We start from the raw sequence: 7,390 nt of genomic DNA, 5'->3' as shown, positions 1-7,390 counted from the left end.
GGACGCGGGCAACGGCTACCGGCCACGTACCAACGGTCCCGTTGCCCGGGAACCGTGCAGAAAGGAGTTCACAGTGACCAGTGCTACGCCATCCCCAGGAGAGGGCGAAGCGAACCAGGTCCCCGATGACGAGGCTTGGGCCCTGGTCATCGACCCGGCCTGGCAGCCCGAGTCCGAGGACGAGGAACCGCCGAACGAGGCCGTCCTCGGCCACTGGCGCATCGGGACGGACGGCAACGTCAGCACGTTCCAGGGCAACCCGGATTACCAGCCCTCTCGCGAAGGATCGCCCACCGACCCGGTCGATGCGGTGTTGCAGCTGGTGGTCCGCGGCGACTACAGCGACGCCGCGCTGCTGGAGGCCATGCGGGACGCCCGGCTGGGCATCGCGATGGACGCCGACGGCAACGCCGTCATCACCCCGTCGCCGGACGACGTGCCGTCAGTGCTGGTCGCGACCTCGCCGACGCACGCCCGGCGAGTCGAAGTGCCCGCCTGGCGGGAGATCACCGCGAAAGCGCTGGCCGATTCCCTGCCCGACGAGGGCGTCGACGTGCTGCTCAACCCGGGCGCACCGACATCGATGCGAGTGCTGGCGAGTTCGATCAAGGACGCGATGGCCGAGACCGCCGGCCCGGACGCGGACACCGCCCAGCCCGGACCGCAGCCGGAACAACGTTGACATCCGCAGAAACCAACGAGGAAGCTTCGATGTCCGAGGACGAGACACCAGCCACCTCCCCGGCCGCTGACGACGAGTCGGCCGATCAGTGGGTCGTGCTGATCGACCCCGAGTGGGAGCCGGAACACGAGCAGCAGCCGCCACCGGAGTCCGCGATCGTCGGCTCCTGGTTCTTCGACACCGACGGGCTGCTTCGGGATTTCCGCCCGAATCACGCCTACCAGCCTTCCAGTCCCGATTCACCGACCGACCCGGTGGACGCCACGCTGCGACTCGTGATGCGCGGTGAACTGCCCGTCCCCGAGATGCTGGCGGCGCTGCCCGAATCGCACTTGGTCATCGGCCTGGACGAGCAGCACGCACCGATCGTCACCCGCGCCCCGGACGGATACCCGTCGGTGTTGGTGTTGACCGCCCCGGCGCACGCCCAGCGGTTGACCGTCCCGGAGTGGGCTGACATCACCGCCGAAGAGCTCGCCGATGCCCTGCCCGCCGAAGGGGTCGACGTGCTGCTCAACCCCGGCGCGCCCGCATCGACGCGCATCGGGGCGCAAGAATTCCGCGACGCGGTGCGTCCCCCGGTCGACGAGGCCCCCGAGCCCGGCGAGAGCACGCAGCCGGACGAGCAGCCTCCCGCGACCGAGTGGTCGGCGACCTCAGATCCTGCCACCGATCCGATGGCGGGCGGACGAGTCGCGGAATCGGCGGACTTCGACACCCCGCTGCCGCAACCGCCCACGTACACCAACCCGGCCTGAGCACCACGGGACCGCGCCCGCCACCTCCGAAGCACCGGCCCGGGACGAGCCGAGACTCCGGGTGAGAGGCCACCCGGAGTCATCGACGATCGGCTCCCGGAAAGACCGTCCCGGTGGAGTTCCAGCGGAACTCCCCGACCCGATTCAGCCCGTGTACTCCCCGGTCAGCATCGCCGCCGCCAGCTCCACCCGGGAGCGGTAGCCGATCCGGGCGAACATGCGGGTCAGGCGGCCTTCGACGCTCTTCTCCGTCGCGCCGAACACGGTGGCCAGCTGGCGGTTGGTGAGCCCTTCGGTCACCAGCACCGCCAGCAGCCGCTCGTTCTCGCTGGTGGTGGTGGCGCGGCTGGGTACCGACACGTTGTGCTCCCGCATCGCCCGGCGCAGCCTGGAACGCAGCAGCAGCGCATTCAGGCCGTCGGCGAGCTCGTACGACTCCAGCAGCAGCTTCGAGGTGTGGAAACCGGCTTTGGCGAGCTCGGAGAAGACGGTCGCCATCTCGTACGGCTGACCGCGGTCCCGCGCGAGTTCCACCGCCTCGTCCGCGGCTGCCGCGTCGCCGTGCAACTTCGCTCTCGCCCCGAGCAGGGCCAGTTCGGCACGCCCGGTGCCGAGCTGTCCGGCGAGCTTCTCCAACCTGGTCAGCGCTTCGTGCGCCTGCTCGTGGTCGCCCCGCCGGTGGGCGCGGTGGGCGAGCTCGGCCCACATGATCTCGGTGCCGAATGCGAACTCCGACTGGTCGGCCGCGCGCAGCCCCGCGCGCAACCGCTCGTCAGCGGCCTGGTGCTCGCCCAGCGCCCGCAGCACCTTGGATTCGGCGTGCTCGAAGAGGTAGCCGAACGGCCCCAGCTTGCCGGATTCGATCACCTGCCGAGCCCGGCTGAGCTTGCCACCGTCGGTGTGCACCTGCGCCGCGCCGACGTGCAGCAGAGCCCATCCGATCGGCCGCACCGCGTGCACCGGCGTGGACATGCTGCGGCGGGCGTTGTCCAAGGCTCGCGACCAGTTGCCGCGACTGTGCTCGACCATGAACTGATCGGTGTAGGGCAGCTGATCCTCCCGGAGACCGTGCCGGTCGAGCAGGTCCGTCGCGGCGTTCAGCTCACCCAGCGCCAGCAGCAGGTTCACTTCGTGGCGGGTCTTCTCGATGCTGAGGTCGCGCGATTCGACGTTGGCCCACAAACCGGGGTCCGCGAGGAACCGGAACAGATCACCGGTCTCGCCCTGCATCACCGCGACACCGGTGCGGTAGACGTTCGCCTGATCCGCCAGGGTCGACGGGCCATCGATCCACTCGTCGCGGTGGTCCTCCAGCAGGCGGCGGCCCTCCACCCAGCGGTTCAGCCAGCCGAGCGCGAACGCCTTCGTCACCAGCTGCTGCGCCCGCCCGCCGGGCATCGGCGAGTCCGCTTCGGCGATGCGCCGCAGCTCGGCATGCTCCCCGATGCCGGCGAGGGCGACCAGGTACGCCAGCGCGCACGCTTGCAGCAGGTCCGGGTGGAGTTCGGCGGCATGCCGTTCCAGCAGCATCCGGCCGTTCTCGGCCGCCTCGGCGATGCGTTCGTCCACGAGGCTCGCGGCGGCGTGCGCGAGCAGCGCCATCGCCCTCGAATCAGGGTCACCGATGCATTCGGCCGCTGCTTGCAACCAGCGCACGGCGTTCCGGCTGTCGTGGAACAGGGCATGTCCGCCGAAAGCCAGCAGTTCTTCACCGGCCTGCTTCGGATCTACCAGGCTGCCCGCGTCGACCAGGCGGTTCGGCAAGTACAGCGGATCGTCGGTGTGCACCGAACCGGCCCACAGTTCGGCGACGGCGACGGCCGAGTAGCTGCGGCGTTCGTACGGCCCCAGCCCGGATTCGAGCGCGTCGGCGGTCATCGGGAGGTGGAACCGCCAACCGCCACCGGCACGGATCAGCACCCGGCGCCGGCACAGCAGTTCCAGCGCCGACCGGATCTCGTCGGCGTCGAGGTCGACGACCTGTTCGATCAGCCGCGGCGCCGATGCGCCCAACGGAGCGAGCACGCTCATCGCACGCGCCACCGCCCATGCCGCTTCACCGGCGCCGCGCACCGGCGCCAGCAGGGTGTCCCATTTGTGCAAGGCGGGACGGCCACCCGGCGGCGCCAGGTAGGCGTGCCGGTCCACGATGCTCAACGCCCCCGCCGCGCGGTAGGCGGCGATGCCCGCGACCAGCGCAGCCGGCCGACCGCGGGAAGCTTCATGGAGCTGGTCGACCACTTCCGCGGCCGGTTTGCCCCGCACGGTGCGGGCGATGAGCTGCCTGCTCTCCGACCTGGTCAGCGGGCGCACCTGCACCGAACGCGCGAAGCCTGCTTCCCACAGGCCGTCCAGCGCGATCCCCGCGGGGAGCGCCGCATCGGAGCGCGTCGACAGCACCATCGAGAACGAGCTGCCGACCATGCGGTAGACGAGTGGCCGCAGCAGCGCGACCGTGGCCTCGTCCAGCCGATGCGCGTCATCAACGAGCACCACCAGTGGAAGCAGGCGCCGGGCGGCAGAGCACACGGCGGCGGCGAGCCGGTCCGCGATCAACGGCGCGGCCGGGTCGGAGGCGGAGCTGAGCTTGGCGGCCAGGGCGAGCGGCGAGACCGAGCGGTGCCGTTCGACCGGCGCGAGCTCCTCCGCATCGGACAGCAGCCGGTACAGCGCACCGTAGGGCATCGCACCGTCTTGTTCCCCGACCCGCAGCTCGAGCACCCGCACACCTTCGGCGTTGAGGCGTGCGCCCAGTTCCGTCAGCACCGCGGTTCGGCCGACACCGGCGTCACCGTTGAGCAGCGTCAGCGGACAACGCCGCCCGCGCACGGTCTCGAGCACGTCGGACAGCAGTTCATCACGGCCGTACAAGTTGTCCACGGTTGGAGTGCTCACCATGATCTGCTGCTCGCCTCCCTACGGTTGGTCGGAAAGCACCATTGCAGACCTGACATCACAGCGAGTTCCCATCTTAGTCATTCCGTGTCACCCGAGGGATCTCCCTCGAACTAGGTAGCATCCCTATCGCACACGGGGTGTGGCTGTGGTTCGGCCATAGGAACGACGTGTATGAATTGTCCGGCGGACGCTCTTGCCGTCCACCCAGTGGCAGCCGACCTGAGAGAGGAAGCATGGCTCGGGAACGCGCAACGGTGTTCGGCCGAGACCAGCTGTTGACCGAGATCACCACTGCCTGCAGGCGTGACGCGGGTGCTCTGCTGCTGGTGCGCGGCAGACCTGGTGAGGGCAAGAGCGCGTTGCTGAACGCGGTCGCCGCGAACTGGCAACGGCCGGGCCGCAACGTGCTGGTGGCGAACGCCGCGGCCGAAGGCGGCCCGTGCGCGATCGACGCGCTGCTCAACGGCGTGCGCAACTACCTGGAACGAGGCGGGGACCCGCACCTGCTGGACGCCGTGGCCGCTGTGTCGCGGTGGCGCGCCGTGCTGGACCGGACACCGCAGCGGGCGCTGCTGCCGCTCGTGCACGAGCTGGCGCGCGCGATCGGCATCATCGCCGCTCGCGGCCCCACCATGGTGATCATCGAAGACGTCGACCGCTGCGACCCGACGCTGTCCGCCTCCCTGACCCCGCTGGTGCAGCGACTACGTGCGGTCGGGTGTGCGGTGCTGGTGTCGTCCCGGACGTACCCGGCGACGAACACCGCGCAGTTGCTCTCGATCTCGGACCGGGTCGTGGACCTCGAGCCGCTCTCGGAGACGGACGTCGCCGCGCTGCTGGGCGGGTGGTGCGCCGGCAACGCGCGGGCGAATCTGGACCAGACCGTCGTGAAGGCATTGCGCGCCGGGCTCGGCTCCTTGTTCGGCAATCCCGGCACAGTTCTGTCCACACTGGACCACATGCGGCAGCAGGGCCGGCTGGTCCTCGTCGACCAGCACTTCTGCTTGTCCCCGCTGACCGAGCCGATCGCGTTGCCGGAGCAGCACCCGCTGGTGCAGGCGGTGATCTCCGACGGCGACGAGACCGAACGGCTCGCCGCCGTGCTGGCCTTGCCGACGCAGGTGCGGGTGAACGACCTCCCGGTGCTGACCGCAGCCGCCGCCGTCAGGCTGGAACCGTCCGGGAAAGGACTGGACCGGCTGGTCGCGAGCGGGGTGCTGGTCGTCGACTCGCAGGACCAAGTGCGGTTCGCGGTGCCCGCGCTCGCCGCCACGCTGCGCAACCGCGCCGGGCAGGAATGGGCGTGGTCGCTGCACACCGCGCTGTCCCGCCGGTTGCTGGCGCAGCTGGAGCGCAACGGCCAGGTCATCCGGGCGAAGCTGGCCGACCACCTGATGCGCGCCGGACCGCATTTCCGCAGCGAGCCGGGCGTGCAGGTGCTCGTCGAGGAGGCCGACCGGATCGCGCACGCCGATCCGGAGTGCGCGGCCAACTGGTACCGCGCTGCGCTGCGCCAGGTCGACGCCGACGATGCGCGCTGGCCCCGGTTGCTGCGCGCGCTGCTGCGCCTGCGCATGTCGCTCGGCCAGTACCGCGAGCTGACCGAGGACGTGGGTTCGGCGGTCCCGGCCTTGCCCACGGCCGACACCGGGGGACGTGCTCGGGAGAACTGGACGTTGCTGGTGTCGGTCGGGTTGTCCTGGCTCACCGCGCTGATGCACGACGAACGCGCGCAGGACGACTCGCCGCAGCTGTTCGCGGCATTGGGCGCCGGCACCCGGTTCGACGCCGAGGTGCGCCGGTTCTCCTCGGCGTTGTTCGACGGACGCCTGGACGAGGCGGCCGCACAGCTGAACACGCTGTTCGGAGCGGACCACGACGAGGGTGGTGAAGCGGCCGGGTTCGGTGAGGTCCTGGTGCTGCTGAAGATGATCAGCGGCGATTCCGGCGAGTTCCTGCGCGCCTGGTCGCTGTGGCAACGGCGCAGTTCCCGAACCGGTCCGGCCGCGAAGGACCCCGATCGGTTGCGGGAGGCCGGCGCGATGACCGACTACGCCACCGCGTTGGAACTCATCCTCGGCGACGACTACTGCCGCCCGAGCCGCGGCAGCGTGCTGCGCTACCAAGAGGTTCTGCATGCCTACCTGACCGGTGAGTGGGATTCCGCGTTGTCGCTGGCCCGCCTGATGGAGACCGAGCTGTCCGCGAACCGCGGCGCCCCCGCGCGGTACCGGACGCGCGCCATCGCCGCGGAGATCTGCGCCGCGCGCGGCGAGCAGCGGCGGGCGGTCGAGTGGCTGGACGGCGTCCCGCAGGTCATGGCAGGCGGGCACGTCGTGGCGTGGGTGCGGCTCGGCGTGCGGTATGCGGATGGCGCGCGCGGCGAAGCACTCGACGAGGGCTGGCAGGATTACCTCCGCTACCGGGAACGAGGTTCGCCCGCCGGGCTGGAGCGGTTGCTGGAGCGGCTGGTGGAACTCTCCCTCCGGGAGGGCCGCACCGAGTTCGCCGAGGAAGTGCTGAGCGAACTGACCGAGCTGGACGCATGCCTGTGCTCGACGGGCAGCGAGGAAGCGCTGCGGACCGCGCAAGCCCGCGTGCGGCGCAGCGCCGAGCACGCCGAGCACGCGCTCGAACTGGCCCGGAAACGCGGCGACGTTCCCAGGCTGGGCGGGTTGTACCTGCTGCTGGCCGAGCTGGCGGCCGAACCGGCGGATCGGCTGAACGAGGCTTACGCGCTGGGGAAACGGCTGGACTGGCACTTCGTCCGGACCACCGCCCAGGAACTGATGCGCACGCACCGGGTGGCGCTGCCGCGTTCCCGCACCCGGCAAGAACGCTTCTCCAGCACGGAGAACCGCATCATCGAATTGGTCAGCGACGGCTTCACCAACCGGCAGATCGCGGTGACCGTGCAGGTCAGCGAGAAGACCGTGGAGAGCCACTTGACCAAGCTCTTCGCCCGCACCGGTTGCCGGTCCCGGGTGGAACTGGCCGCTGCTTCGCTGGAAGGTCGGCTGCTCGCCATGGCCGACTCGTGATCTCTCCCCGA

4 protein-coding genes are annotated in these 7,390 nt (G+C 70.4%); 3 read left to right on the top strand and 1 reads right to left on the bottom strand.

Annotated elements, in window-relative coordinates; all coding sequences use genetic code 11:
* The first annotated feature begins 73 nt into the window (after positions 1-73).
* A complete protein-coding gene (locus H2Q94_RS03410) occupies positions 74-682 on the top strand; it encodes a type VII secretion system-associated protein (RefSeq protein ID WP_243791913.1) in 609 nt (202 codons plus the stop codon).
* A gap of 29 nt (positions 683-711) precedes the next feature.
* On the top strand, positions 712-1,440 hold the full coding sequence (locus H2Q94_RS03405) for a type VII secretion system-associated protein (RefSeq protein WP_243791911.1): 729 nt from the start codon (positions 712-714) through the stop codon (positions 1,438-1,440).
* A gap of 144 nt (positions 1,441-1,584) precedes the next feature.
* On the opposite strand, the gene H2Q94_RS03400 is transcribed toward H2Q94_RS03405, so the two are convergent.
* Positions 1,585-4,338, bottom strand: coding sequence for an AAA family ATPase (locus tag H2Q94_RS03400; protein ID WP_243791909.1), 2,754 nt, complete (start codon positions 4,336-4,338; stop codon positions 1,585-1,587).
* 233 nt (positions 4,339-4,571) lie between these two features.
* Here H2Q94_RS03400 and H2Q94_RS03395 point away from each other — a divergent pair, with 233 nt between their 5' ends.
* Complete coding sequence (locus H2Q94_RS03395) at positions 4,572-7,379, top strand: LuxR family transcriptional regulator (RefSeq protein ID WP_243791906.1); 2,808 nt, start codon at positions 4,572-4,574, stop codon at positions 7,377-7,379.
* Positions 7,380-7,390: the final 11 nt, after the last annotated feature.

Source organism: Saccharopolyspora gloriosae (genome assembly GCF_022828475.1).
GTDB lineage: Bacteria > Actinomycetota > Actinomycetes > Mycobacteriales > Pseudonocardiaceae > Saccharopolyspora_C > Saccharopolyspora_C gloriosae_A.
The sequence above is the reverse complement of the archived record's forward strand: the minus strand, read 5'-3'. Positions and strand labels throughout refer to the sequence as shown.

Coding starts and splice junctions, on each gene's coding strand:
- H2Q94_RS03400 (WP_243791909.1), bottom strand. CDS start 4,338: ATGGTGAGCACTCCAACCGTGGACAACTTGTACGGCCGTGATGAACTG.
- H2Q94_RS03405 (WP_243791911.1), top strand. CDS start 712: ATGTCCGAGGACGAGACACCAGCCACCTCCCCGGCCGCTGACGACGAG.
- H2Q94_RS03395 (WP_243791906.1), top strand. CDS start 4,572: ATGGCTCGGGAACGCGCAACGGTGTTCGGCCGAGACCAGCTGTTGACC.